Genomic DNA, 25,843 nt, shown 5'->3' on the forward strand with positions numbered 1-25,843 from the left:
TACATGTTGAGTTAGTTGGCGGTAAAAATAGGTTGGTGGTAGATTTTTTACAAATTAATTATTTTTAATGCTGTGATTACGCTTCTGCTTTTTCCATCTTAGGAATTTTTGCAAGTGCCTGCTCAAGATCATCAATAATATCTTTTACGTTTTCAATTCCAACCGAAAAACGAACGAGACCATCAGTAATGCCTCCTGCTTTGCGTGCTTCTTCGCCCATGGAAAAGTGAGTCATGCTTGCGGGATGTTGGATTAAACTTTCAACTCCGCCGAGCGATACCGCAAGCATGCATAACTTAACAGAATTCATCATTACTTCTCCGGCTTTCAGTCCACCTTTTAATTCGAACGCGATCATTCCGCCGGTTCCGTTGTGCTGTTTCAAACCGATTTGATAATTTGGATGACTCTTAAGTCCGGGATAGCGAACCCATTTTACTTTCGGATGATTCTCCAAATACTCTGCAACGAGTTGTGCATTCTCGCAATGTTTTTGCATTCGCACAGAAAGTGTTTTTAATCCTCGGTGAACTAGAAATGAATTGAACGGATCTATTACTCCGCCGGTTTGATTTAAAACTTTTCTCATCTTAATAAACATCTCTTCATCTTTAACAACAACTATTCCGGCAACAACGTCTGCGTGTCCATTTAAAAACTTCGTCATGCTGTGCAGAATTACATCAACACCGAATTTAAATGGCTGCTGAAGTGCTGGACTCATAAATGTATTATCAACAACAACGAGTGCGCCGTGTGCGTGTGCAATTTTTGATGCCGCTTCGAGATCTGAAATTGCAAGTGTTGGGTTTCCCGGCGTTTCAACATAAACTATTTTTGTGTTCGGCTTCATTGCCTTTTCAATTTCTTCGGGAAATGCCGTATCTACAAACGTTGTTTCAACTCCGAACTTTCCTAAAATGTTTTGAAGAAGAGTAAGTGTTGGTCCGTAAACAAATTTTGAGCAGACAACATGATCGCCGGATTTAAGCAAGGAAAAAAATATTGTGCTGATCGCGGCCATTCCGCTCGCGCATCCTAATGCTTTGTGCCCGCCTTCTAATTCCGCAACTGCATTTTCCATCGCCTCGATAGTTGGGTTCTCTAATCGTGTATATATATATCCGCATCCTTCTCCTTTGAAAAGAGATGCGCCCTGTTCTACGGATTCGAATTTAAATGTGGAGGTTTGATAGATCGGCGGAACCACCGGACCGAATTCATAATCATCCATTCCTGCGTGAACTGTTTTGGAATCGAATTGTAATTTTTTGTTATCGGACATTTTCTATTTCCTTTTGTTTCAGACCTCCCCCTGTGTCCCCCTCCTTACTAAGGAGGAGGAAGTCGGAGGGTGGTCAAAATTATTCCTCTGTGTTTTCGCATTTCACTTCCGGAAAAACGCTGGCAATTTTACTCTCTAAAAGTTTTGTTTTAAATCTTTCTAAAAAATAATTAGCGCTTATAAAAAGATCATATAATTCTTGGGCTGTTTTTTCTAAATTAAAAGCTGCATAGTTTCCATGAACCATTGTGTTCCTTAGTCTACCAATTTCTAAAAATGCCTTTATCGCTTTATCTAGTTTTTCGTTTAGTTTGGCTTCTTTCTCCATTTCTGTTTTAATTTTTTCACCAAATAGACCAAAGAAGCTATTTGCGTTGTTGCTCTCCCATTGAAAAAATGTATGATACTGTCTTTTCATGGCTTTATTTTCAAAAAACGAAATTGCTTTTTCATCTTGTTGTGTTATCGCCAAGATAAAGCTTCTTATTATGTCAGTTAATTCTTGTTCATGAAAACTAGCCGCGGCCAATAATAAATTTTTACTAAAATTATTTTCTGCTTCTATTTTTAAGGAGGGTTGTTTGTTTTCGTCAAGGAAATCAACCAAGTTTTTGTAATCGTTATAAAATTTATCAATTATGGTTTCCATAATCGATCTACTTTTCAAACAAAATTTTCTTTGCTATTTTGAACCGTTCTTCCACATTTTTCTTGCTAACTGTACTTTCTAATACTGCTTTTCTAAATCCTTCGTCGTTCTTTAACTCTTCAATTTTTTTTCTATCGGGAGCCATAATTACAGGATTGGGTCCGTTAAGCGAAACCTCGCACATTGCCCTAAAAATGGCCTCAAGTGTAGATATATTAAACTTTCCCGAACTAGCTATATACTCAGTAAGCGCTAATTGTTTTGCTGCGTTTAAGAAAAGAATAAATACTGTTTCAAATATTTGTATTTGTTCTGTAGAATAGGATTTTGCTGATTTTGAAAAGAGATTTAAAAATTTCGACATTGGCGCTCTATAGTTATTACCGCTTATCAATAAAGCAAAACATCTTAAAATTATTTCTATGTCTTTCATGTGTATGTCCGGTTCATCACGAGCTATCAGATTGCGCCATTCTGGAAGTAAGTTTATTCTTGATAACATCCTGTAAAAATCTGAATGATATAAACTGCTACGAATTTCTTGTGGTTTTAAATTCATTCCGCCGGAATTTAAACGATTAAAGATTTCATGGATAGAAGAGTCGTCGTCTGGTGGAAAATTTTGTTTTATTATAACATTCCGTATAGGCCGAAGGTCAAACGTTGTCTTAAAATCCTTGAGTGTTGCGTAATTTAACTTATCTAGTTTATTAAGCTGGCCTGGGACTTCTGGCGGTAATTTCAAATAAAAATCTGTGAAAAAATCTTTGTCATATAATATTTCTTCTGGTATTTCTCCTTTGATATCAAAAATTTTCCTTAGCTCTACCCTTCTTTCTTTCTTTGGAAATCTCATCTTTATAAAATAATAAATTGTCATTAGCCGCTGTTGGCCATCAATAACTAAAAATTCGTTTTTGCCTTTTTCATAAAGAAATAATTGTGGTATCGGAAGTCCAATAATTATAGATTCGATTAGCTTTGACGCCCTGTTTATATCCCAAACATAATTACGCTGAAAGTCTGGGAGTTTTACTACTCCAGAATTAATGAAATCAAAGATTGTTTTGATATTAAAATCATTCGGCGTTGATGTTATGTCATATTCTCCAAAATGATATTCTTGATCTTCGTCTTCCGAAGGATCTTCATACCAGTTATTATTTTTCTCTTCCATTGTTACCTCGTTTAATTTTATTCTTCTCCGTTTCCATTTCCGTTTTCTTCTTCAGGAACTACGCGTGCAATATCGGCAATGTCGTCGCCTTCATTCAAGCGTATTAATCTTACGCCTTGTGTATTTCTTCCCATCACGCGCAGTTCTTTTACTGCTTGACGAATTACCATTCCGCCTGTTGTAATAATTACTAATTCATCCGAATCATTCACTTCTTTTATCGCAATCAGTTTTCCGTTTCTGTCCGATGTCTTTACAGTAATAACTCCTTTACCGCCGCGTCTTGATAATCTATAATCTTCTATCTCGGAACGTTTGCCGAATCCTTTTTCTGTAACTACCATCAATGTGGTTGCGTTGCGTATTACAATCATTCCAATTACAGCATCGCCTTTGCCTAATCTAATTCCGCGCACGCCCGTTGCAGTTCTGCCCATATTGCGGACATCTTTTTCGTTGAATCGGCACGCCATTCCGTTTTTTGTGCCGATGATGATCTCATTTTTTCCTTCGCTCAGTTTCGCTTCTATCAAACGGTCGCCCGCAGCAAGGCTGATTGCGTTTATTCCTCCTTTGCGGATATTCGAATATGCCGAGAGAACTGTTTTCTTAACAGTTCCTCTTTCGGTTGCCATCACAATAAATTTATCATCGGTGAATTCTTTTACCGTAACGAACGCAGTGATGTTTTCTTCTTTATCTTTTTCGATAAGATTTAAAATAGATCTTCCTTTTGTCGCGCGTCCGCCTTCGGGAATTTCGTGGACTTTGAGCCAGTAACATTTTCCGCGATCGGTGAAGAACATAATGTAGTGATGCGTTGACGCAATGAACATGTGCTCTATAAAATCTTCTTCTCTTGTTCCCGCGCCCGTTACACCTTTACCGCCTCTTCCTTGTTTTCTGTAACCGCTAACCGGAAAACGTTTGATAAATCCGCCGTGTGTAATTGTTACAACAACATCTTCCTCGGCAATTATATCTTCCAGCGCAAATTCTTTCAGTTCGCGTTCGATGGAAGTTCTGCGTTCATCGGCATATCTTTCTCTTAGTGCAAGAAGCTCGTCTTTAATTATGTTCCATCTTTTCTTTTCGTTTGTTAAAATGCCTTTCAGTTTTTCGATGAACTTGATCGTCTCTTTGTATTCGTCTTCTATCTTTTGTCTTTCAAGTCCCGTTAAGCGCTGCAGACGCATGTCGAGTATTGCTTTCGCTTGAATTTCCGAAAGCTTGAACTTCTTCATCAAATTATTTTTTGCAGTCTCGGTGTCTTTCGATTTCTTGATTGTCTGAATCACCGCATCAATGTTGTCGAGCGCAATTATGTATCCTTCTAAAATGTGTGCGCGTCTTTCTGCTGCATCAAGATCGAACTGTGTGCGTTTTTTCAGCACCTCCATTCTGTGTTCGAGGAAATACTGCATCATCTGCTGAAGTGTTAAAACTTTCGGCTGTCCGTTCACTAGCGCAAGCATTATAACGCCGAATGTTACCTGCATTGCCGTGTGTTTGAAAAGCTGATTTAACGTCAGCGCCGGCTGCCCGTCACGTTTCAATTCAATAACTATGCGCATGCCGTCGCGGTCTGATTCATCGCGGATGTTTGAGATGCCGTCAATTTTTCCTTCGCGCACAAGATCAGCAATTCTTTCTATCAAAGTTGCTTTGTTAACTTGATATGGAATTTCCGTGATGATAATATTTTCTCTATCGTTCTTTAAAGTTTCTATGTTGGCTTTTGCGCGGATAACAATTTTTCCGCGTCCGGTAAGGAATGCTTCTTTCACTCCTTCATAGCCGTAGATAATTCCGCCCGTTGGAAAATCCGGCGCTTTAACAATTTTTATTAACTCTTCCGGTTTCAGTTTTGGATTTTCTATTGTTGCAACAAGTCCGTCAATTATTTCGCCAAGATTATGCGGCGGAATATTTGTTGCCATGCCAACCGCAATACCGCTTGCGCCGTTTACTAATAAGTTTGGCAAGTAAGATGGCAGAACTGTCGGCTCTTGTAATGATTCATCAAAGTTTGTTGCGAATGCAACTGTGTTCTTGTCCAAGTCGCGAAGCATTTCGTCTGCAATTCTTGCAAGACGCGCTTCAGTGTAACGCATTGCCGCGGGTGAGTCGCCGTCAACCGAACCGAAGTTTCCTTGTCCGTCCACCAAAGGATAACGCAGAGAAAAATCTTGAACCATGCGCACCATTGAATCATAAACCGCTGTATCTCCGTGCGGATGATATTTACCAAGCACTTCACCAACTATGCGTGCGGATTTTTTATATGGTTTGTTGTGAGGAACTCCAAGCTCGTGCATGCCGAATAATACTCTGCGGTGAACCGGTTTTAATCCGTCTCTTACATCGGGCAATGCGCGCGCAACAATTACGCTCATTGCATAATCTATGTAAGATGATTTCATTTCTTCTTCAAGTGATACGGGAACTACTTTTTCAAATATCGTTGTCATCAGTAATATATCTTCTTTAATTGATTAAAATGTTTTCTTGCTCGTGCTCTTAATCTTGTTCTCGCTCTTTTTTAAACTATGAGTAAGATTATGATTAAGAACTTCTTCTTCAAATATGGTTGTAGTAGAAAATTTATTTTTATTTGATTTCCGTTTTTTTGCTGTTTTATATTTTTGTGGCGGATCAAAGAGCGTTGGTGTTGTGGTTATTGTAACAAAGTCTTTTATTCTTTTCTCGGCCAACTTTACATATTCTTTACTTATATCATAACCAATATAATTTCGTTTTGTTTTTACTGCAGCTATTGCCGTTTGTCCGCTTCCCATAAATGGATCAAGCACTATATCATTCTCAAATGTATAGAGTTGTATTAGTCGATATGGAAGTTCAAGGGGGAATGGTGCGGGATGCCCTATCTTTCTTGCTGATTCGGCAGAAAAGGTCCAAACGCTTTTTGTTAACTCTAAAAATTCTTCTTTGTTTATAGTGCTCTTAAGAAATTTATTTTGTTCTCTCCCATATGAGCCTTTCGAAAAAATTAATATGTATTCATGAATATCTCTAAGAATTGGATTCTTTGCGGATAACCAACTACCCCACGCTGTTGACGGGCTTCCGCTATTTGCCTTGTTCCAAATAATCTCTCCACGCATTAAATAACCCATCTCTAACATGTCGTCTATTATATATGAGTGAAGTGGTAAATACGGTTTGCGACCTAAGTTTGCAATATTAACACACGCGCGCCCTCCTGGTACAAGAACTCTGTAAACTTCTTTCCAAATATTTTTTATTAATTCCCTGTATTCCTTAAGAGTAAGGTTGTCGTCGTATTCTTTTCCAACATTATATGGCGGAGAAGTAACCATTAAATGAACAGAGTTGTCTGGCAGTTCTTCCATCCTCTCGCTTGATTTAATAAATATTCTGTTTAAATGATTTTCTGGTATTGGATTTTCTGTAAAATCTTTTGTTTCTATTACTCGCAGTCCTTCATAAAGCCTGCTTTCATAAAAAGTTGTGGCGTCATGATTGATTCTGCCGGGCGATCCGAAGGCGCTCGTTTTTGTTCCGTTATTTCTTATTGTTGTACGCATATTATTCTTCCTCCCATAACTCAACCCATCTTTTATACGGATTGAAATTGATATCCTTTCTTTTCCAATCAATGGTAATCTTTGTCGTGTCGGCGTTTTCCGCAAGCATTTTCAATGCTTCTTTAGTAACCTCTACTCCCCTTGGGTTTGTGTCTAGCTTTGGTAGCTTAATATATTTTTCTCTTCCAATTTCATTAAAGACTTTCTGCTGTGTTTCTTTTTTGATATAATAAAAACCGCCGCCATTACTCCAGTTAATCTGAACCAAAATCATATCACAAATAGGCAAGTATTTCTGTGAGAATTCAAGAGCGCTTTTCGGATCAACTGTCCAAATCAGTTTAACTCCAGTAAAGGTTTTTCCTGTAAAAGTTTTTATTGAGATCGGATTTCCAAAAACCCTTACGTCTATTTCAGCTTCAGTAATTGGAATTTCTGTTTCTACGTTTTTTTCGCCAAACCTTGAGACCAATAATGCAACAATTACTCTTTCTCGAACTGATCCAACTTCCATTCCTAATTTTCCTGCACGTGAGCTTTCTTGTTCTGCTAATTGAAATAAATAAGGAAGCTTGTTCTGAATCTTTTCAATTATCTCTTTCTTTCTAAAAACAGTAATTATTTTTTCGTTTGCCATTTCTGCGCCTTCCGTTAGATAAAATAATATTTTACAGTAATGCTGTTGCCAACCCGAAGTAAAACAATATCGTTGTTACATCTGTCAGCGCAAGAGTAATTGGTCCCGCCGCTAATTTTGGGTCAAGCTTTGTTTTGTGCAAAATTGCCGGCACGCTCAATCCCCAGAATGCCGCACTGATTTCTGCCAGCACAATGCTTGAACCGATTACAACTGCCGGAAGTACTTGTCCTTTCCATAAAAAAACAACAACTGTAACCAGCGCTCCGCAGCTTATGCCCAGCAAAAAAGATGTTTTGCTTTCGCGCAATAAATTTTTCAAATACCATTTCAAAGACGGCTGTGTTGAATGAAGCGTTTGAACCGTAACCGTCATTGATTGAATGCTTACGCTTTCGCCTAATCCAAGAACCAAGGCTAAAAAGAACGCTATCACCAAACTCATTTCGATCGTTGTGTGAAAAATTCCGATGAACAACGCCGCTGCCGTTCCGCTTGAAATTGTAACGAGCAGCCACGGAAAACGAATGCGCCACGATTTTAACGGTGATGCGTTTTTAAGTTCGTTAATTCTAAAACCGATCGTTTCAAAAACATCATCGTAGCTCCGCGGTTCGTCTTCGCTCGACTCGTCTTCAAGCAGTTCCTCGGTAAAAAGATTTACATCAACTATGCCGAGCAATTTTCTTTCCTCATCAACGACGGGGAAGGCTAAAAATTTATAAGTTACAAAGAACTCGCAGGCATCATAAACCGTTGCCGTCTTTGGAAGAGCGGCAACACGCTTAACCATTAACTCTTCTATTTTCTGTTCCGGTTTCCCGGTCAACAATCTTCTTGTTGGCAGAACACCGACAAGTTTTTTCTCATCGTCAACAACATAAAAGTAAACTATTCTTTCGCCAAGACCTTCTTCTCTAATTTTCTTTAGCGTTTCTTCAACGGATAAATTTTTATCGAGCGCGGTAAAATCTTTTCGCGCATGATCTAAAACCGGTTGATTATATGTTTGTTTGTCGTGCATTCCTCTTTTTCTTTGTCGTTGCGGGTCCGGCATTGCCGGGACTCCTCGCAATGACAATGTTAAATATCCAAGTTCGCGTACTTAGCGTGTTTCTCAATGAACGCTCGGCGCGGTTCAACTGCGTCGCCCATCAAAGTTTCAAAAATTTTATCTGCGGCTGCGGCGCTTTCCAAATTAACTTGCAGCACCGTGCGTGTTTCGGGATTCATTGTTGTTGACCACAATTGTTCAGGGTTCATTTCACCCAAACCTTTGTAGCGTGAGATCTGAATTCCCTTTGTTGAAGTTGTGCCTTCGCTTTCTTCCGCCTCTTCGCCTTCAACAACAATCACTTCTTCTTTTCCTTTTAAATCTGCTTTGAACCGTTTCAAAATTTTATCGCGTTCGTCATCATCGAAAGCATAATGTTCTTCTTTTCCTTTTTTAATTTTGTAAAGCGGCGGCTGTGCAATGTAAACTTTGCCGGACGTGATCAATTCTTTCATGTGGCGGTACAAAAACGTTAAGAGTAAAGTCCGGATGTGGCTTCCGTCCACGTCTGCATCTGTCATTAAAATAATTTTTCCGTAGCGCGCTTTTTCATGATCGAACTCTTCGCCAATTCCTGCGCCGATCGCAGAGACCATCGCCTGAATTTCTATGTTCTCTAAAATTTTATTGATCTTCGCTTTCTCAACATTCAAAATTTTTCCCTTGATCGGAAGTATCGCCTGGAATCTTCTATCGCGTCCCATCTTTGCAGAACCGCCCGCGGAATCTCCTTCGACAATGTATATCTCGCAATGCTCTGGATCGTTGATTGAACAATCTGCAAGTTTGCCCGGTAAGTGCATCGTGTCGAGAGCATTTTTTCTACGAACAAGTTCGCGTGCTTTGCGTGCGGCTTCGCGTGCTTCTGCTGCGCGCATACATTTATCAATTATCTTTTTTGCTATCGCACTATTCTCTTCCAGAAACTCTGAAAGTTTTTCTCCTACTAAAGTTTCTACTGCCGATTTAACTTCTCCATTACCAAGTTTAGTTTTTGTCTGTCCTTCGAACTGCGGTTCCATCACTTTAATGGAAATTACCGCTGTCAATCCTTCTTTGAAATCGTCACCCGTTAAAGTTATTTTGTTGCTGTCTTTGATGAGTCCGTTCTTGTATGCGTAGTTGTTAAGTGTTCTTGTGAGCGCGGTTCTAAAGCCGACGAGGTGTGTTCCGCCTTCTATCGTGTTAATGTTGTTCACATACGAGTGAACATTTTCGGAATATGAATCGCTGTACTCAAACGCGATTTCAACTGGCGTGTTATCTTTCTCTCCTTCGATATAAACCGGTTTGTGAATGGGCGAGCGGTTTTCGTCAAGATATTTTACAAAATCTATTAATCCGCCTTTGAACTTGTAAACTTCTTCCTGGTCGTCCGCTTCGTCTTTCAATGTCATCGTAACTTCTTTGTTGAGATATGCAAGCTCGCGCAGTCTTTCGGCAACAGTATCAAAGTGAAATTTTATTGTCTTGAAAATTTCTTTATCCGGCATGAATGTAGTTTTGGTTCCGGTGTTTTCGCTTTTATATGTTCCTGTTTGTTTTACCGAGGCTTTCGGGATACCGCGTTTGTATTCCTGCGTATAGATTTTTCCGTCCCGTTTCACTTCTACAACAAGCCACTCCGAAAGCGCATTCACAACAGAAACACCAACGCCGTGAAGCCCGCCGGAAACTTTATAAGAATTTTTATCAAACTTTCCTCCCGCATGAAGAACTGTCATAACAACTTCAAGCGCAGATTTTTTTTCTTCGGGATGCATGTCAACCGGAATGCCTCTGCCTCTGTCTTCAACCGTAACGCTTTGGTCTTTGTGAATAGTTACAATTACTCGGTCGTTGTAACCGGCGAGAGCTTCATCAATACTGTTGTCAACCACTTCGGTGATTAGGTGATGAAGTCCGCGCGACCCAATATCGCCGATATACATTGCGGGACGTTTACGTACTGCTTCAAGTCCTTTTAATACGTTAATACTTTTCGCGTTGTATTCTTCCTGCTTTGCTGCGGTGTCTTTTACTTTTTCTTTCGCCATAATTTATCTGTATTCCTTCCTGCCTGCCGGACAGGCAAGCTCTACAAAAACTTTAATGTTTTTATTACTTGTCCGTTAAAATGTTTATTTATTTTTTCTGCTATTAGATTTTTTCTTAGGTTCAATTCGCTTTTCCAGACAGAGTTTTCTACTCTAAGAAATAAAATTTGTTTTTCTACCTTAACTGCTTGAGCGATCGGTTTTAGTTCTGGAAATATTATTTCAAACTCATCAACAATATTATAATTCTTAAGCGACTCGCGCAGATTGGTAAACTCTGCTTCTTTATTCAACACATCATCGAGTGTTCTAAAACTGCTACGCGTATGCTGCTTTGCCATTGTTAACTTTTATTAAAAGATTTTCTTTTCCCATATCCAGACCTTCTGTTTTAGTAAGGTCGGTCATAGTAATAAACGCTTGTCCTATTTGAGAAAGATACCGGCTGATTCTTCCGGAGCGGTAAATATCAAGTTCGCCGAAAACATCGTCCATCAAAAAGATTGGTGTCTTTCCAAGTTTTTCTTTCATAAAAAAGAACTGACCAAATCTCAGAGCAATCTGAAATGTTTTATGCTGTCCTTGTGAACCAAAGCGTTTCAATTCTAGATCGTTTATATAAAAAATAAAATCGTCGCGATGCGGTCCGGCTAAATTCGTTCCTCTCCGTAGTTCGTCTTCGCGGAGATTGTTCAGCTCTTCTCTAAATCTTTCCGGTATTTTTTCCTGATCTGTTCCCGAAAAAGAATCATAAATTATTTTTGGTTCTTCTGCGCCTTCAATAATTTGATTATAAGAATCTTTAAGGTAGCCGTTAAACTCGATAACAAAATTTTGTCTGTGTTTAATTATTTCCGTGCCGCTTATGATTAGAGATTCCGTCCATGCATCCAGCTGATCATATAAGTTCTGGTTACGTGTTTCTTTAATCTGCGTCAACAATGAAGAGCGCTGACGTAATGTTTTATTGTACTCCAGTAGCATTTCCAAATACGTCTGGCTTGCCTGCGAAATTACCGAATCTACAAATCTTCGCCGTTCTGCCGGTGCGCCCTGTGTAATTGCGTGATCGGATTGTATCAGCGAGACGATCGGAAATTTTCCTATTACCGAAGTAGAATTAAAAACTTGTTTGCCGTCCAAATAAAAATTCTTTTTCCCTTTTGAAGAATCAAAAAATATCCGCGTGTTGTTTTCGGTTAAATCTGAAAAGTTTCCTTTCGCATCAAAATATTGTTCGCCGAACATTATAACATCGTTCTCGTTAGCAAGATTTAAGTTTTTTGTAGTGCTCAAATAGTAGATTGCCTCTAATATGGATGTCTTTCCCTGCCCATTACCACCAACGATGAGATTTAACTTGTCGGAAAAATTCAGCGATGTGTTTTTATGCAGTCTGAAGTTTTGCAATTCGATTTGCTTAAGAACCATTTTACGTATTTAAGCGAACCGGCATCAACAACATCATTAAGTCTAGATTTTCTTTTTTCTGGACCGGTTCTATTACTACCGCTTTGGTCGGTGAGTGAAGTTTAAAAATTATTTCTTCTTCGCTGCTTAAGTGTGTAAGAACATCGTTAACGTAAGCTGAGTTGAATCCGATTTCCAGAGCGTCTCCTTTGTATTCACAAATTACTTTTTCTTCTCCTGATGCGCCGATATCTAAATCTTCTGCGGAGATTTCCAAAGCATCCGTCGTGATCGCAAACTTAACACGTCTTGTGCTTGATGTAGAGAACAGCATCATTCTTTTTATTGATTCGTGAATATCTCTTGTGTTTACTTTCATAAAAAATTCGTTCTCGAGTGGAATTACGCTTGAGTAGTCGGGATATTTTTGACTGATGAGCCGTGTGATCAACTCTATGTCGTTCAGCTTAAACGATACATAAGTTTTTGTAAGATGAATTTTGACATCCTTCTCGTTCAATATTTTCAAGAGAACAGAGACTGCTCTTTCCGGCACCACATATTGTTGATTGAACGCTGCCTTAATATTTTTGTTTAACATATTTACAAGTCGGTGACCATCAGTAGTTACAAGCCGTAATCCGTCGTCTCTAAACTCAAACAATGTACCCATCATAGCGGGACGCATTTCTTCTTTGCTCATTGCGAAGGCGCATTTTTCAAATGCTAATCTTAATTCTTCTCCATTGATCAATACCTCGTTTATATCTTTTGCGTTTTTATCGGTTTCTACAGACGGAATTTCCGGGAACTCGTCGGCATCCAAATAACTGATGGTATATTTTCCCATATCCGTAACTATGTTGATTTTTTTATTCGCCATTAATTTGAAATGAATTGTTGTGTCTTTCAAAGAGCGAACGACATCGTTCAAAAGTCTTGCCGGAACAACTATTTTTATGTTTTCTTCTGCCACTATGTTAAGCGAAGACTTCAAAGATATTTCTAGGTCGGTGGCATAAATGGTAAGCTGCCCGTCTTTAACTTCGAATAAAAAGTTTTCCAGAATTGGCATTGGTGTGCGTGTTGGAACTGCTGGAATGATTTTGCTTAGAAGTTTTTCGAGCTCTTTGCTGTTAACTTTGAATTCCATAATTCATCTCCTAGTTGAACCAAAAATATCAAAAAATGCTACCATTTTCAATTTGTGTTTTGCTTCTGTTTAAGTGATATCAACAGCCTTATTATTATATAAACTATATATACATTTAAATTATATTAATAATAAGCAATGTTAACTTGTGTATAAGTAGTTTTTATTAACCGTTCAATTAAATTTCTAAATATATAACCAACAGAATAAAGTTGGTAACATAACAACAAACGTAAGTTATCAAATGATGTGTTATTAACAATAGAATATAAACATTAATAGCACTGATTATACACTGGTTACCAACAAGAATAAATTTTATGTAACACGCATCTCAATTTTATTTTTTATTGAATCTACCATCTCTTGCATTTTAGGATCTCCCGCTACTAGATTCTCAATGCTGGATTGTGAATGAATAACAGTAGAGTGGTCTCTTCCACCAAAATGTAGACCAATGGTTTTCAGAGAAGATTTAGTTAGTAATTTGGAAAGGTACATAGCAACTTGACGAGCAAAAACTATTTCTTTTCTTCGATTCTTTTCACGAAGTTTATTTTCTTCTAGATTAAAGAACTCGCAAACTACTTTAGTGATCAACTCTATAGAGATATTAACCTGTTTATTTGTAGAAACTTCTTTAACTGTTTTTTTTACGAGGTCAAAATTTATTTCTTTAGAAGTAAGAGAAGAGTTAGCAAGAAGTTTGATTAAACACCCCTCCAATTCACGAATATTTGAAGATATATTTTGCGCTATATATTCTATAATTTCACGGGAAAGAATAATGCCATATACTTCGCTTTTATTTTTTAAAATAGCAACACGGGTTTCGAAATCCGGAGGTTGTATATCCGCAGACAAACCCCAAGAGAAGCGGGAGATCAATCTTTCATTTAAACCTTTTAAATCTTTAGGCGGCTTGTCGCTGGATAATACAACTTGTTTGCCGGATTGATGTAGAGTATTAAAAATTTGGAAAAATAAATCTTGTGTTTTTTCTTTACCAACCAAAAACTGAATATCATCAATAATAAGAGCATCCATACTTTTGTAGAAACTAGAAAACTCGTTAACAGTATCGCCCTGAATAGATTCTACAAATTCAACAGTGAAAGCATCTGAGGAAATATATACAACACGTTTTTCCGGGGAACGCTCTAAAATTTTATTGCCGATAGCATGTATCAAATGAGTTTTTCCTAAACCCACTCCTCCGTATATAAAAAGTGGATTGAAAGAGGTTTGTCCGGGATTCTCTCCTACTGCAATAGCAGCAGCGCGCGCAAGTTGATTTCCTTCACCCTTTATAAAATTTTCGAAAATATATCTTGGGTTTAAATAGGTTTCAAAATCACGCTCTTTAGTTTTTGTTACAGAAAGAGCAGAATGGTTATTGGAAGAAACGGGAGCCGCAAATTCGTCTGCAGAAATCTTTTCTTCATAGATCACGTAAGCAAGTTTTCCGTCGGCACCAAGAACCTGAGAAATAGTTTTATTGATTAAAGTATTATAATGTTCTTCTATCCACTCAATGAAAAAATTATTAGGAACATAAATTTTAAGCGTGGATTTTTCCAGCTCAAAGGGTTTGATGGGCAGAAACCAGGTGTTATAAGTTATAAAAGGAACATTTTCTTTGATTAATCCTAAACATTCCTTCCAAACTTCAGAAGCGTTCTTTTCGGTTTGAAGGCCAAGAAGGCTTTCGGCTGCGTTTTGCATATTGTCCACAATACAGAAGAAAGAAAAAGGTGTAAAAAAATGATTTATTATAAAAGACTAAGACAATTTTTGAGATTACGAACAAATTATTAACATTAAAAAGTCAGCATAAACTATTTGATTATAAGCAACTTTCAGAGAAAATTATTAATAACTAACATAGACAGACAAGAAATTTACAACACTAAACAGGTTCTTAAAAATGTGAAACGTTCCACAAAACTCTATTATCAACAACTTATTCACAGCTAATTTAAACACGATCTACTCCATCGAAGATAGTCGAAGAGTGTAATTAGTGCAAACAAATTCTCTTAGAGAGAAAAATATTTTTATAAAAAGAAGTTTTGAACAAAGAACAACGAAAGCTAATTTTGTGCCGAAGAAATTAATTAAGCAATAATTTTATTTGAGACGAGCATGAAAAATCTTTTGATAGTTTTTACAGGAGGTACTTTCTCTATGAGAATAGATGAAAAGACGAATTCAGCAGTTCCTTATTTCCACGGAGAGGAATTGTTAAAAATGATTCCTCAAGCAAAGCAATTCGCAAATATATCTGTTTATGACTTTGGAAAATATCCAGGACCACATATCACACCCGAACTAATGTTGAAACTATCAAAGAAAATAAAAGAATTTACTTCACGCGCAGACATAGACGGAATTATAGTAACCCACGGCACGGACACACTGGAAGAGACCGCATATTTTTTAGATTTAACAATTAAAACTGAAAAACCAATAGTGGTAATAGGTGCGATGAAAACTAGCAGCGAAAAAGACTGGGATGGTCCGTTAAATCTTTTGGACGCAATTCATATTTGCAATAACACGAACAGCAGAGGAATGGGCGTTCTGGTTTGTCTTAACGGAGAAATTAATGCGGCAAGCGAGGTTACAAAAACACATACAGAAGACATAGAAACATTCCGAAGCCTGGATTTTGGTTCGCTGGGATTTGTTGATAGAGGTAGAATTATATTCAACAGACAGCCGAATAAACTAGAAAGAATAGAAACAGAAAAAATTAATTCAAACGTAGATCTTATAAAAATTTATGCAGGAATGAACGAAAAATTTTTCATGTACTCTGCAGACAGCGGGGCAGATGGCGTAGTCATTGAAGCAATGGGTGTTGGCAATGTTCCACCACCAGCATTTGATGGAATTAAGTATATAGTAGAAAAAAATATTCCGGTAGTTCTTGTTTCTAGATGTCCGGCAGGAGAAACCCTGGACATTTATGGTTATCCAGGCGCTGGAAAATGGTTAAAGAATATAGGAGTGATTTTTGCAGACTACTTGAACGGGCAAAAGGCGAGGATAAAATTAATCGTCTGTCTTGGTCTAACTAAAGACAAAGAAAAACTTAGAAAGTTATTCGAGAAGTAAACATGAAAAACAGAAGTGAAAATTTTTGGAAATATGTAAAACCATGGTTAGGAACAACGGCCCTTTTACCGCTTATCATTTATTACACGATTAATAAAGGACAATTTACTTTTATAGATTATATAAATTTATTAATTCACGAAGGCGGACACGGCGTATTTAAGATCTTCGGAAAATTTATTTATACACTTGGCGGAACGCTGATGCAAATAATAATTCCGTCAATGTTCATAATATATTATCTGATAAAGGAAAAGAAATTCGGCACACAGATATTTCTAGTATGGCTTGGGGAAAACTTAATTAACATTAGCGTTTATGCAGCAGATGCACGCGCGCAAAAGTTACCACTATTAGGGGGGAATAAGGTTTACCATGATTGGGCGTGGTTGTTATCTCAAACGGGATTGTTGGAACAAGATAAATTAGTAGGAAATATTTTTTATGGAACAGGAATTTTAATGTTTTTAATTGCTCTATTATTACCTCTCTTTTTAAGAGAGACAGAGCAAGCCAATATAGACCTTAACATTTGACCACACCAAGCCTCATCTTTCCATTTTTAAGTGCCAGGCAACAAGCTTTCTCAACCGAAAAAGATTTTCATAATTAGAATTGTAATTCACCAAAGCCAAGTAATAGCCGATAACTTTCTCATATTCTTTTTTATAAAGATTTATCGCTGCGCCAACATAATAAAAGTCATCTGCCTTAACGGAATTAATAAGTAGAGGGGACCTCCTCAAATAGTTTTCTGAAATAATTAGCATTTCATCTGCATTTAGAATTTCGCTGTTTTGTAAAAAAGCTTTAGCAAGCTGAATATATACACTCAGCCGAGAAGCACTATCCGGCTTTGTGGTTCCAATAAAAGAATTAGATTCATTTTTAATCGAAAAAACATGCAGAAAAGTAGAGGCATTACTTTTTTCGTTTAAAAGAATATTATTATAGTCTTTGTTAACCTGCAAAGAATCCGGGAAAAGATTTACCAGCCGTTCTAAAGAGGACAACCGCGCATTTATTATTCCTAATTTTTCATTCGCAAAAGAGTAAAGCAGATTTGTTTGATAATCATTCGGGAAAAGTTCTTTAAGATATTTTGATAATCCGAATGCAAAGCGGTAATTTTTTGAAGTATTCAACGCATAATCTATAGTATTAAGCAAATCATTTTTTTGAGGAGGATGTTTTTTGGCATACTCTTTTATGTACAATCCGGAAGAAAGCGTATCAAATTTTTCATCGAATGAATAAATATAGTTAGACAGCTTCCCAACAAAAAAAGCGCGAGGAGCTAAAAATTCAAGCAGAGGATGAATCTCAGAATTAATAGGGTAGTCGTTAGACAGAGAAAAAAATCCGCGTGGCGAAACAGATTGACAAGCCAAGAATGTAAACGGACTATTAATTCCAATCCTTTCAAAATCTTTTTTTATCAAAAGAGAAGAAAATTTTTTATTGATGACTTCTGGAGAAATTTTGATTTCTTTTTTTGAGCCAACCAAAATAATATCATTGGAAACACCACCCCAAAGTTGTGAATACGGAAATACCGCCGAGAAGGTATTTAATACAAGCTTGACCACATCATCATCCGCCTCATAAAGATGGAACCACTGAACCATAATACCGCCGTCTGCTAGCGATGCAGAACATTTTTCAAAATACTCTTTTGAAAATAAATTTCCTATTCCTGCAACCCAAGGATTAGAAGGCTCTGAAATAATAACGTCGTATTTTTCTTTAGAAAGCTTTAATAAAGTAACAGCATCTTCGTTGATGATATTCACACGCGGATTATTAATACAATTTTTATTCTCATGCTCGAAAAGGGAAGCAGCAGAAATAACCTCTTTTGAAATCTCCGCACAAATAATTTTTTTAACGGGGGAGTTTAATACCGAGCCAATAGTTGTCCCGCTGCCGAAACCAACTACAAAAATATTTTTCGGATCGGGGTGAAGCATCATAGGAATTTCACCAAGCAAGACTTGGGTTGGCATATCAAAAAATGTGCTTGCATCAGGCTTGCCGTTAATTATTAATCTTTTGTTCGTCTTGTTCCGAAGAGATTGTGTAACCGCAACAGTTGCGTTCATCCCTTCTTTATAAAAAATTATTTCTTCATCAGTAAAGCCTTTGGCAAATTCATCGAAGGAACTTGGCGGATGAACACCGAAAGAACGGAACACTCCGCTTAGCAAAACCTTTTCATTCCATTTTGGGAAAAAGACTAGATAAGAACAAAAAGCAATTGTGCATATAGAATAGAAAAACACTTTTTCTTTGGCAGAAAAGGATTTGTATTTAGACAGCAGAAGAACCGCACCAAATAAATTAAGCGCGATACCAATTTCAAAAGTTATTTTTATTCCGAACAATGGAATGAATACGAGCCCGGTTAAGACAACTCCAACAACGGTTCCCAGAGTATTTACAGAAAATACTCTGCCGACAGAAACGCCGATTTTTTTATATGAAGCAGTAACTATTTCGGAGGCAACAGGGAGAGACATTCCCATGAATAAAGTAGGCAATAACATTAAACAAAAGCAGAGAATAAACTCGACAGCAAGGAAAAGTTCAAATGATTCTTGAGATTTCGAAAACAGCGCTGAGACTTTCCACAAAAGGTAAGGCAAGCGTTCATAAAAAAGCAGAACGAACATAGTTGAAAAACCGATTGCACCCTGTAAGAAGGTCATCAATTTTACATAATTATATTTTTTAAAAACATTTCGAGAAATAACCAAACTGCCTAATGTTATTCCTCCGATGAATGACATCAACATTATTGAGAATGCGTATGTAGAAGAACCGAAGAAATTAATTAACAATCTGACCCAAACCATTTCATATAAAAGAGCAGCCATTCCCGAAATTCCCGCAACGAGGATAACTCTTTTCACAGTCTGTTTATCTACTTCAAATAAATCCTTGTGGTTTGTATCTTCTGTAGGAACAAGTTTGCGTTCAAGTAATTTATTTTGTTTTCTCGATAAGTAGAAGCCCACTAATCCAGCAAAGACATTTAAGAAGGCAGTAGAATAAATTGTTATCTCTAAACCGTATTCTTTTATTAATACAAAACCTGCAAACACTACTCCGATAACAGCACCAAACGAATTTAGAAAATATAGAGAAGCAATCTCTTTCCGTGCATCTTGAAGACGCTCTACAAAAAAATTGCTCAGCACTGGCAAAGTTCCTCCCATCGCTGTTGCAGGAAGAAAAAGAAGAATAGCCGCAACAAGAAATCGAGTCCCGGTAAATAATAATGGTTTTGATATAAGATTTAAATTCGAAGCTGTTGAAAGAAATAAATTTCCGACAAGAGAATTAATCGTGGGATATAACAAGCAATAAACGCCAATGAATAATTCTAATAAAGAATAAACTTTCACAGGATTAGTAATAGTGTCGGACCTTTTCCCGAACAAATAATTACCAAAAGCGAGACCGCCTAAAAAAGTAGCAAGCACCGTCATTTGAGCATAAGTAGTATTGCCCAAGAATAAACTTAAATATTTAAACCAAACGACCTGGTAAATCAATCCGGCGATTCCGCTAATGACAAAAAGTAGCGAGACGATTATTCTAACATTTTGCTTTTGCATGCTTCCTCATTTAAGAACCAATTGCAATTTAAGAAAGGTTTGGCGCAATTAAACACAGACCAGAAAAAACTGTGGCGGACGAATCTAATTAACAAAAAGAAGCTGAATAATTATAAACACCGGAAGAAGAATCAAAAGGGAGAAGCCATAAATATATGCGAAGAAGCTTGGCATTTTTATATTGTTCTCTTCAGCCACCGCCTTCACCATGAAATTTGGACCATTGCCGATGTAAGTCATACTGCCGAAGAAAACTGAACCAACAGAAATTGCTTTAAGAATCTCTTCCGGTATTCCGGCAACGATATTTCCAGAATTTATTCCTAAGCCCAGAGCAAGAGAATGAAATGTTACCGCAGTTGGAGTATTATCTAAAAAACTACTTAACAATCCGGAATAGTAATAAAATTGTTGAGGTAAAATTACACCAAGAGACTTTGCGTTGTATTCAAGGTACAACAAACATGGAACCATTGTTATAAAAATACCAAGAAATAAATAACCGACTTCTTTAATCGGTTCCCAAGTAAAATTGTTTGATTCCCTTGTTACCTTGGTTGTAAACACTAAAGAAAAAATAGCCATCGCAAGAATAATGCCTTCGCGGATAAATTTATAATAATGATTACTTTTTATGAAAGGAAGATATTGTTCGTTCAAAAAAGCTACAGCAACGATAACTCCGACGAGCCAGATAAAATTTATCTTTCCGGAAATTTTAATTGGTCTTATAACCGTGCGATCTGATTCAACCGCTTCCGCCGGCTCTTTTTTGTAGTAATATGTATCAATTAAAAAACAAATAGTTACGAGAAACAGATTAGTAACAAACCACTCGGGGAATAATTTTAGAAACCATGTAAAATGAGCGCCGCGAAGATACATCATAAACAACGGCGGATCTCCGAGCGGAGTTAATAATCCTCCGCAGTTAGCTACTACAGCTATGAAAAATAAAATAGTGTGGACTTTGAATTTTCTTTCTTTGTTGGTGTGAATAAGAGCGCGTATAAGAAGCATTGCTGCACCGGTCGTTCCCATTAACGAGGCAATGACAGCACCGATGATCAGAAACAACGAATTTACAGAAGGAGTTGCTTCAATGTCTCCATCTAAAAAAATTCCGCCCGTAATGGTATATAGTGCACCAAGCAGAATTATAAAGGGCACGTAATCAAACAGAATAGTTTCAAAAAGTTTTTCTCCTAACCCAGCGCTTAAAAGATATATCACAACGGGAACGCTAAGAACGAAAGCCACAATGAGTTTGTTTTTATTCTTTTCCCAAAAACGATTCCAGAGCAAAGGAAAGATTGCTATAGAAAGAAGCATTAAGAGAAAAGGAATAGCAGCAAACAGAGGAACATTAACAGTAAAATCGTTCATTGATTAGATCCGATTATTTTGTGTCGAAAAACATTTATATAGAAAACGCTAAAAAAAATAATTTAAAACTGCATTTATAAAATTGAAAAACAGAGTAAAATTCAAAAATAGTAAATTACTTTTTGAGAAGATCTCTTATTTGAGTCAACAGCAAAACCTCTTCTTTGGGTGCAGGCCTTACTTCTTCTGTTTTCCTTAAACGGTTTATTCCTTTTATCATCATAAAAATAGCAAAGGCAATAATGATAAAATCAATTATTGTATTAATGAACAATCCGTATTTAATAGTAACGCCATAAGCCAAAGAGACAGAAAGTTTGCTAAAATCTATACCGCCCAACAGCAAGCCGATAGGAGGCATTATCACATCCGACACTAGTGAAGTAACTATCTTACCGAATGCCGCACCGATAATAATTCCTACAGCCATATCAACGACGTTACCCTTCATTGCGAATGTTTTAAATTCTTGAACGAGTTTCATTTATCTCCTTTGATTTAGTTGTTAAAAGTTAAAGCAGTGACGTAAACAGATTATCTATAATTATTGCAACTCGCAGTGCTCAACCATCAAGAATATTCATTAATTTTTTATAAACAAATATTCGATACCGTTGTTTTCCGGTGGACTCCTTTAAAATATTTTCTTCTAATAATTTCGCTATGAGAACATTTGCCGTTTGTTTATTTAATCCAAGTTCTTTAGTGATAAATGGAAGCGATATAAATGGTTTGCGAAAGATCAGATCAAAAACTTTTAACAATGGCGCAGATACAAACTCTTTATCTAGAATAGTTTGATAATCGCTCAACTCTAAATCAGAAATATTTTTTATGATGTGAGAGGTATGTATAGAGGAATCAATTATTATTTTAAGAAAAAATTTAATCCAGCTTTCCCAAGAGTTATTTTTTTCTAAATCTTCCAACCGATCAAAATATTCCGCCTTTCTATTGTTTAAGACCTGTGAAATTTGGAGGATGGGAACGCTTAATCGCTTCTTCCATAAAAAATGAAGTTGCAACAAAACTCTTCCAACCAAGCCATTGTTAGTCTCGAAAGGATGAATCATTTCGAATTGGGCGTGAATCAATGCCGCATTAACTACAAAAGGGTACGAGAGATCAGAAGCAATGTATGCTTCAAAATCTTTCATGAGTGGTTCAATCTCTCCAGGAGAAGGGGGAATATATTTTGCATCGCTTTTCCCGGAGGAATATTGTCCGACCCAAGTTTGTGTCTTTCTATATTCACCCGGACGCAAATCTTCCGGAGATAAATCACGACCTAATTCTTTGTGAATTGATTTTATAATGTGTGAAGAGCTGGAGACATCACGAAGCAATTTTTGCGCTAATGATAAAGCGCGCAGATAACCCAAAATATTTTTTAATTCTTCTTGATCTTCTTGAATAAGCCTGCTAAAAATATCTGCAAGATTTAATTTATAATCATCAATCCTCAAACTTTTTAAGGACTCTAGAATTGTCAAAGAAGAAATTAGGAAATGATTTAACGGAAGAACATTTATCGCACCCTCTAACAGATATAGAGATTTATCAGCCTCATTAATTAATGCATATATCTCAGAATCAAGACGAATTTTAGGATTGGGGGGCAAAGAGGCAACAGACATATTTGTTAGTCAGTTAATTCAGATTAAAAATGATAAATAATTAATTATAAGTCAACATATTTAGACCCATTAAACATAATAAATAATATAGTCCAGTATTTGTTTGTTAAAATTAATTTACTGATAAATTAGTCAAATATCTTTAACTAAGCAGATTCTCGTCTCTGTATAGAAGAAGAATGGCCGCCTGAGAAACAATGACAAATTTTTCTTTTTCAATTTCTACTTCGATCGCATCCCGTCTAAGAAATAAAGCAAAATCACCTTCGTGTGCCTGAAGAGGAATATATTTTGTTGCCTTGTTCTCACGCCACGGCTCATCATCTTCTGAGGGCATGCCGATAGGATAACCGGGACCAATCTTAATTACATATCCACCTTGAACCTTTTCTTTTTCCTGAACACCGGGAGGAAGATATAAACCGCTGTTTGTTTTGTTAATATTATCTTCCGGCCTGATAAGAACACGGTCGCCTACAATAATTATCTTTTCTGTGTTGATCATTTTTTTCACTTGTTGTCTCCTTAAAAATAGCAAATGAAAAAGTGAGCTTCAAATACTTATCTTTGTTATAATAATCTTTGGGCAATGATGAAAGATCAATGGAAAGACCATTGGAATGATCGTTATTCGACGAGCGAATTTATTTACGGTAAAGAACCGAACAGATTTTTTGAAGAAGAACTGAATAAATTGAATCCCGGCAAAATACTTTTTCTTGGCGAAGGTGAAGGACGAAACGCGGTTTACGCCGCCTCGCTTGGCTGGAGTGTTGACGCAGTAGATCAAAGCGAAACAGGCAAAATGAAAGCCATGCAGCTATCATCAGAGCGGAAAGTTAAAATTAATTATTACGTTGAAGATCTTTATTCATATAAACCAAAACAAAACCATTATGATGCAGCCGTGTTTATTTTCCTTCATTTAGAAGAAAGTTTGAGAAGCATTGTCTTTAAGAAAGCAATTGACTCGTTAAAACCCGGCGGAAAAATTATTCTTGAGGTTTTTGAAAAAGATCAGATTAAATATGATTCTGGCGGACCGAAGGATGAAACGTTGCTCTACTCACTTGAAAATATTTCCGAAGAGTTAATAGAATTATGCTTCGAAAAATTTTCTAAAGAGATTATAATTTTGGACGAAGGAAAATATCACCAAGGGAAAGCCTCCGTTATCCGATTCGTAGGAGAGAAACACAAACAAAAAATTTTGTTATATAAATGAGAAAAAAATCATGATAAGAAAATATTTGATAACAACAACGCTCGCGCTTTTGATTTTTGCTTGCAGCAGGAATAACAGAAATTCAATTATCGAAGAATCAGGCACAATCGAAGCAACAGAATCTGTTATAAGTTCACAAGTGGCCGGAAAAATAATAAAGATTATCAAAGACGAAGGAGCTCAGGTATCAGTCGGCGACACAATTGTAATGATAGATCATGAGGCATTGGATATCCAGCGGAAGCAAATGATTGCCAATAGCGAGATTGCGAAGGCTCAATTAGATCTACTAATAATCGGAGCTCGAAAAGAAGATATTAATCAAGCCGAGCAGATGCTTAATCAAGCGGAAGTAAATTTTGATATTGCAAAATCAGACAAAGAAAGAATGGAAAATTTAATTAAAGCCAACACGATAACACAGAAACAATACGATGACGCAAAAGCGCGGTTTGATATTGCACAAGCACAACTAAGCTCGGCAAAAGAAAATTTTAACAAAATAAAAAACATAGCCCGTGCGGAAGAAATTACCCAGGCAAGAGCAAACTATCAAAAAGCTGAGGCGGCAGTAGAATCAATAAACAAAAACATTCGGGATTGTTATGTTACTTCTCCAATGAATGGTTTTGTAATTAAAAAATTTGTTGAGATTGGCGAAACAGTTTCAATGCTCTCTTCGTTATTTAAAATCGCCGATTTATCAAAAGCAAAAGTAACTATTTATGTCTCTGAGACAGAAATCGGAAAAATTAAATTAGGACAAAAAGCGGAAATCAAAGCTGATTCATTCCCGGATAAATCGTTCGAAGGAAAAGTAATTTTTATTTCACCGGAAGCAGAATTCACACCCAAAAATATTCAAACTAAAGATGAGCGGACAAAACTTGTCTTTGCCGTCAAGATCGCAATTCCCAATCCTCAACAGGAACTTAAAACCGGGCTGCCGGCTGATGTAAAGATAATTTTATAATGAATAATATTATTGAAATTACATCACTTCGGAAAAGTTACGGAGAAATTAAAGCTGTTAATGATGTCTCTCTTTCGGTTAGAACCGGAGAAATGTTCGGCTTAGTCGGTCCTGATGGTGCCGGGAAAACCACAATGATTAGAATTCTTTGCGGACTGATCAGTCAAGAATCGGGCAACGTTAAGATTTTAGATAAGAATCTAGGGCAATCAAGAAAAGAAACACAAAAAAATATTGGTTATCTCTCTCAGAGATTTAGTTTATATGGCGACCTGTCTGTTGATGAAAACATAGAATTCTTTGCAGAGATTCATAATGTAAAAGATTATTTTAAAAGAAGAGACGAGCTCTTAGACTTCTCAAGACTTAAACCATTTCGAAATCGTACAGCCGAAAAACTTTCCGGTGGAATGAAACAAAAACTTGCGCTTGTGTGCAGCTTAATTCACGAACCCAAAATTCTTTTTCTTGATGAACCAACAACAGGGGTGGATCCGGTTTCGCGCAGAGATTTCTGGAAAATCCTTTCCAAGTTACTGAAAGAAGGCATTACGATTTTTATGAGCACGCCATATTTAGATGAGGCGGAGCGCTGTAACAGAGTGGCTTTGATGAGCTCCGGGAAAATTATAGCATTAGATACACCGAAAAAAATAAAGGAGAAGATGGACAAACAGATTATTGAAATTGTCTGCAGTCCTGTTAGAGTTGCATATCAAACCATAAAAAGAAACACCGCTCTTGAAGTTCAGATGTTCGGCGATAGAATAAATGTAGTTGTAGAAAATTATAAATCCGAACTTGCTTCGATAAAAAAATTGCTTGTTGAGAACAAAGTTCAAATAGCAGACGAAAGAATAATTACTCCAACACTTGAAAATGTTTTTATGCATCTTATTAAGGACGCGTAAT

The 25,843-nt window shown here is 36.8% G+C and carries 22 protein-coding genes; 5 read left to right on the forward strand and 17 right to left on the reverse strand.

The window, feature by feature from the left end:
- Positions 1-76: 76 nt before the first annotated feature.
- From NTZ27_10150 to dnaA, 12 genes are all read right to left on the reverse strand, one after another.
- Positions 77-1,285, reverse strand: coding sequence for an aminotransferase class I/II-fold pyridoxal phosphate-dependent enzyme (locus NTZ27_10150; GenBank protein MCX6175102.1), 1,209 nt, complete (start codon positions 1,283-1,285; stop codon positions 77-79).
- Between the two features lie 79 nt (positions 1,286-1,364).
- Positions 1,365-1,934, reverse strand: a complete 570-nt coding sequence (locus tag NTZ27_10155; GenBank protein MCX6175103.1) for a HEPN domain-containing protein — start codon at positions 1,932-1,934, stop codon at positions 1,365-1,367.
- 7 nt (positions 1,935-1,941) lie between these two features.
- Positions 1,942-3,111, reverse strand: a complete 1,170-nt coding sequence (locus NTZ27_10160; protein ID MCX6175104.1) for a DUF262 domain-containing protein — start codon at positions 3,109-3,111, stop codon at positions 1,942-1,944.
- Positions 3,112-3,128: 17 nt separating this feature from the next.
- Positions 3,129-5,582, reverse strand: coding sequence for a DNA gyrase subunit A (gene gyrA / locus NTZ27_10165; GenBank protein MCX6175105.1), 2,454 nt, complete (start codon positions 5,580-5,582; stop codon positions 3,129-3,131).
- A gap of 24 nt (positions 5,583-5,606) precedes the next feature.
- Entirely contained in the window at positions 5,607-6,680 is a 1,074-nt protein-coding gene (locus tag NTZ27_10170; protein MCX6175106.1) for a site-specific DNA-methyltransferase, read from the reverse strand.
- A 1-nt stretch (position 6,681) separates the two neighbouring features.
- Positions 6,682-7,317, reverse strand: a complete 636-nt coding sequence (locus tag NTZ27_10175; protein ID MCX6175107.1) for a ThaI family type II restriction endonuclease — start codon at positions 7,315-7,317, stop codon at positions 6,682-6,684.
- Between the two features lie 31 nt (positions 7,318-7,348).
- Positions 7,349-8,374 (reverse strand): magnesium transporter, encoded by a 1,026-nt coding sequence (locus tag NTZ27_10180; GenBank protein MCX6175108.1) that lies wholly within the window; start codon positions 8,372-8,374, stop codon positions 7,349-7,351.
- A 26-nt stretch (positions 8,375-8,400) separates the two neighbouring features.
- A complete protein-coding gene (gyrB, locus tag NTZ27_10185; GenBank protein MCX6175109.1) occupies positions 8,401-10,407 on the reverse strand; it encodes a DNA topoisomerase (ATP-hydrolyzing) subunit B in 2,007 nt (668 codons plus the stop codon).
- Between the two features lie 41 nt (positions 10,408-10,448).
- A complete protein-coding gene (locus NTZ27_10190; GenBank protein ID MCX6175110.1) occupies positions 10,449-10,748 on the reverse strand; it encodes a DUF721 domain-containing protein in 300 nt (99 codons plus the stop codon).
- Positions 10,726-11,838: a DNA replication and repair protein RecF gene (gene recF, locus NTZ27_10195; protein ID MCX6175111.1), complete on the reverse strand. Its 1,113-nt coding sequence runs from the start codon at positions 11,836-11,838 to the stop codon at positions 10,726-10,728. The genes NTZ27_10190 and recF overlap by 23 nt, the downstream gene beginning before the upstream one ends.
- A 1-nt stretch (position 11,839) precedes the next feature.
- Positions 11,840-12,970, reverse strand: a complete 1,131-nt coding sequence (dnaN, locus tag NTZ27_10200; GenBank protein MCX6175112.1) for a DNA polymerase III subunit beta — start codon at positions 12,968-12,970, stop codon at positions 11,840-11,842.
- Between the two features lie 318 nt (positions 12,971-13,288).
- Entirely contained in the window at positions 13,289-14,695 is a 1,407-nt protein-coding gene (gene dnaA / locus NTZ27_10205) for a chromosomal replication initiator protein DnaA (GenBank protein MCX6175113.1), read from the reverse strand.
- Between the two features lie 420 nt (positions 14,696-15,115).
- On the opposite strand from dnaA, the gene NTZ27_10210 reads away from it, so the two are divergent.
- A complete protein-coding gene (locus NTZ27_10210) occupies positions 15,116-16,090 on the forward strand; it encodes an asparaginase (protein ID MCX6175114.1) in 975 nt (324 codons plus the stop codon).
- Positions 16,091-16,092: 2 nt separating this feature from the next.
- Positions 16,093-16,626, forward strand: a complete 534-nt coding sequence (locus NTZ27_10215; protein ID MCX6175115.1) for a hypothetical protein — start codon at positions 16,093-16,095, stop codon at positions 16,624-16,626.
- Positions 16,627-16,638: 12 nt separating this feature from the next.
- On the opposite strand, the gene NTZ27_10220 is transcribed toward NTZ27_10215, so the two are convergent.
- The 5 genes from NTZ27_10220 to NTZ27_10240 all read right to left on the reverse strand — a co-directional run bounded on the left by NTZ27_10220 (position 16,639) and on the right by NTZ27_10240 (position 23,238).
- Complete coding sequence (locus NTZ27_10220) at positions 16,639-19,710, reverse strand: fused MFS/spermidine synthase (protein MCX6175116.1); 3,072 nt, start codon at positions 19,708-19,710, stop codon at positions 16,639-16,641.
- 84 nt (positions 19,711-19,794) lie between these two features.
- Positions 19,795-21,096 (reverse strand): sodium:proton antiporter, encoded by a 1,302-nt coding sequence (locus NTZ27_10225; GenBank protein MCX6175117.1) that lies wholly within the window; start codon positions 21,094-21,096, stop codon positions 19,795-19,797.
- A gap of 115 nt (positions 21,097-21,211) precedes the next feature.
- The gene (mscL, locus tag NTZ27_10230; protein ID MCX6175118.1) at positions 21,212-21,580 is read right to left on the reverse strand and encodes a large-conductance mechanosensitive channel protein MscL; all 369 of its coding nucleotides are present in this window, start codon (positions 21,578-21,580) and stop codon (positions 21,212-21,214) included.
- Positions 21,581-21,659: 79 nt separating this feature from the next.
- Complete coding sequence (locus NTZ27_10235; protein ID MCX6175119.1) at positions 21,660-22,733, reverse strand: Fic family protein; 1,074 nt, start codon at positions 22,731-22,733, stop codon at positions 21,660-21,662.
- A gap of 142 nt (positions 22,734-22,875) precedes the next feature.
- Positions 22,876-23,238 (reverse strand): co-chaperone GroES family protein, encoded by a 363-nt coding sequence (locus NTZ27_10240; GenBank protein MCX6175120.1) that lies wholly within the window; start codon positions 23,236-23,238, stop codon positions 22,876-22,878.
- A gap of 87 nt (positions 23,239-23,325) precedes the next feature.
- Here NTZ27_10240 and NTZ27_10245 point away from each other — a divergent pair, with 87 nt between their 5' ends.
- Genes NTZ27_10245 through NTZ27_10255 form a run of 3 tightly spaced genes read left to right on the forward strand, consistent with a single transcriptional unit; the run spans position 23,326 to position 25,842 of the window.
- Positions 23,326-23,958 carry a class I SAM-dependent methyltransferase gene (locus NTZ27_10245; protein ID MCX6175121.1) on the forward strand — a complete coding sequence of 211 codons (633 nt, stop codon included), beginning with the start codon at positions 23,326-23,328 and terminating at the stop codon, positions 23,956-23,958.
- A 10-nt stretch (positions 23,959-23,968) separates the two neighbouring features.
- A complete protein-coding gene (locus NTZ27_10250; protein ID MCX6175122.1) occupies positions 23,969-24,931 on the forward strand; it encodes an efflux RND transporter periplasmic adaptor subunit in 963 nt (320 codons plus the stop codon).
- Positions 24,931-25,842: an ABC transporter ATP-binding protein gene (locus NTZ27_10255; protein ID MCX6175123.1), complete on the forward strand. Its 912-nt coding sequence runs from the start codon at positions 24,931-24,933 to the stop codon at positions 25,840-25,842. Before NTZ27_10250 ends, NTZ27_10255 begins: the two co-directional genes overlap by 1 nt.
- The last annotated feature ends 1 nt before the right edge of the window (position 25,843 follow it).

The organism is Ignavibacteriales bacterium (assembly GCA_026390775.1).
Classification (GTDB): Bacteria; Bacteroidota; Ignavibacteria; order Ignavibacteriales; family Melioribacteraceae; genus Fen-1258.